This is a genomic window from Nostoc sp. UIC 10890, from assembly GCF_054786515.1.
The window spans coordinates 1-2,569 of sequence record NZ_JBSGKF010000091.1 but is presented as its reverse complement, the minus strand read 5'-3'; the positions used below and the strand labels follow the sequence as shown (position 1 = coordinate 2,569).

3 protein-coding genes are annotated in these 2,569 nt (G+C 34.6%); 2 read left to right on the top strand and 1 reads right to left on the bottom strand.

All coding sequences use genetic code 11. The features are described from left to right. Positions 1-2: 2 nt before the first annotated feature. Positions 3-1,328, top strand: coding sequence for a ParA family protein (locus ACWATR_RS39335; protein WP_460345620.1), 1,326 nt, complete (start codon positions 3-5; stop codon positions 1,326-1,328). A gap of 2 nt (positions 1,329-1,330) precedes the next feature. After that, complete coding sequence (locus tag ACWATR_RS39330) at positions 1,331-2,083, top strand: chromosome partitioning protein ParB (RefSeq protein WP_460345617.1); 753 nt, start codon at positions 1,331-1,333, stop codon at positions 2,081-2,083. 152 nt (positions 2,084-2,235) lie between these two features. On the opposite strand, the gene ACWATR_RS39325 is transcribed toward ACWATR_RS39330, so the two are convergent. Beyond that, on the bottom strand, positions 2,236-2,569 hold a 334-nt coding region (locus ACWATR_RS39325), incomplete at its 5' end, for a phosphatase PAP2 family protein (RefSeq protein ID WP_460345614.1).

The following is a 2,569-nucleotide window of genomic DNA, read 5'->3' as shown; positions in this document are numbered from 1 at the left end:
TCATAGTGCAATATTTGCTACCGCAGCTAGGTTATACACCTGACACCTGGCATCAAGAGGTTGCCGTTGGTAGCATCCGTTTAGATTTCTTAGCATTTGCCGCACAGGTGATTCCCTTTGTCTTAGATGCAAATTCACCGTTGAGTGTCGTCATGGAGGCAAAGCATCCCAAACAAAACTTAAATAATCATGTCCCCCGACTCAGGCATTATTTAACCAGTTTGAATGTCAGGTATGGGTTGTTGACTAATGGCAAAGAGATTAGAATTTATCAGAAATTACAGACTGACATTCAGTTAATATTTCAATGTTCTGGCAAAGAAGTTGAAACGAACTTACAAAATATTAAAGGTTTAATTGGTAGAGAGAATCTAAAAGAAGGACAGTTAGTAGATAAACCAGAACTTCAAATAAATCAAAATAATTTCAATCTTAAAACTAAGAGGCAATATTCAATGAAAACGATTGCAATCTACCACAATAAAGGCGGCGTTGGTAAGACTACTGTTGCAGTCAATCTTGCAGCAGCATTGAGTAAAAAAGGTAAAAGGGTACTGTTAATTGATATAGATTCCCAGGCAAATACTACTTTTGCTACAGGATTAATAAAATTTCAATTTGATGAAGATGACGATTTACGTGAGCAGAATATATCACATTTATTAGAGTCAGGAGATTTTTATTTTGTTCCAGAAATTATGCGTCAGTCTCATTTTTTTAACAATCCAGAGATAGATGTTGTACCCTCACATATTAACCTCATTGATAAGCAAGATAAACTAAATCAAATAGCAGTTAGCCGAAGTAGGCTTATTTCTAAACTCAAAATCGTAGAAAATGATTATGATATTGTAATTATCGATACTCCTCCGTCAAGAGATTATTATGCTGAAGTTGCCCTAATTGCTTCTGATTATTTGATTATCCCTTCAGATTTAAAACCATTTGCAAACCAAGGTTTACCAACAGTCAAAAACTTTCTGAAACAAATTAATGAATATAGAATACTTATTGGGAAGCAACCCATAAACATAATAGGGGTTCTAGCTTCTAAAATTTCTACCAACGCTAAATTTTTGCAGTACACTTTTCCAAAACAAAGAAGTGTTATATCTGATCGCTATGAATTACCTTTAATGGAAGCAGTTATTTATGATAGAACCTCTCTGTCAGAATGTATGAATAATACTATAACAGTTGGAGATTTAGAATACCCAGACCCAAAATCAGTTATAAAATATGCAGAATCAAAAACTAATGCTCAACAATCTGCTATGGAATTTGAGATGTTAGCCCAAGAAGTTTTAGAAGAAATAGGAGTTAATTAATAATGAAATTTTATACTGTGGATGTAAAAAACATTACTTGTGATGTGCCTCCATCCAATTTCTCAGATGATGCTTTAAATAACCTCGCTGATATGATTATAGAAAGCGGGGGAATTATCAGACCATTAATTTTGAAAACTACAGGTTTAGAAACTTATGCAGTAGTTGACGGATACTTTGAATATTATGCTGCTGTTAGAGCAAGAGAAAAAAATCCTCGTCAATGCGAAATGGTCAATGCCTTTGTAATTTCCCCTAAGAACGAGGATGAAATATTTAAGCAAGTAGCTGCATTCAGGAGATTAGATTCTGATGATAAACCAGAAGTTAAAACTCTAATTAAAACAAATGATTCAGAATCGATTTCAAAAAATAATGATTTTAATCTCTTGGAAAAGCAAATTAATGATTTAAGGTCAGAACTGGTACAAGAGAGGCAAGAAAGACAGAAACTATACGATACTCTCAAGTTGATTGAAAGTCAGATACCAAAACAGATTACACCATTAGATGCATTTAATAGTCTAAGCTTACTAGAACTGACTTTCAGATTAAGAACTGCTGGTTTTACTGATAAAAAAGCTGTTCAGGTTGCTGAAAGTGTTGAAAAAGAGCGTAAAAAGAAAAAATTTGAATCTCTGAAAGATGTATTAGCAAGAGTAGAAATTGCTCGTGTCAAAAAACCAATTAAAGGTATAAGTGGTGAGAAAATGGTAGATATTGTTGATAGCTGGTCACGCATCTTGTTTATTTAAATCCTAGTTAAATACCTTTTTTATTTTCCGCTATGGTTATCTGTGGTTGTAGTAATCTTTTTGGGTATCTTTATGCTAATTGATGAATTATGGGGTGGGTTGCAAGGTTAGTGCATCTCAATAGCCAACCACTTGTCAAACATCCTGTAATATTAATCCTCACTTATCAACTTTCTTTCTTCAGGGAGTAAGGTAATTTCATCTTTGGGGCGATCGCTATCAAGGGATTTGGCTTGAGTTCTATACGGTTTGATAATTAGACTGACGCCTATTGTCCAACCTAATGCAACCATCCAACCTGCGAGAATGTCACTAGGAAAATGAACCCCCAGATAGATACGACACCACGCAATAGCTATGATGTATAAGCTACCTAATACGATCACCAACCAGCGCCAGGAACTAGCCCAAGTAAAGAATAGCAAAATTGCTACCAAAGTTATACTCGTCATGGCATGAGCACTGGGAAATGAAAAACTAGACTCA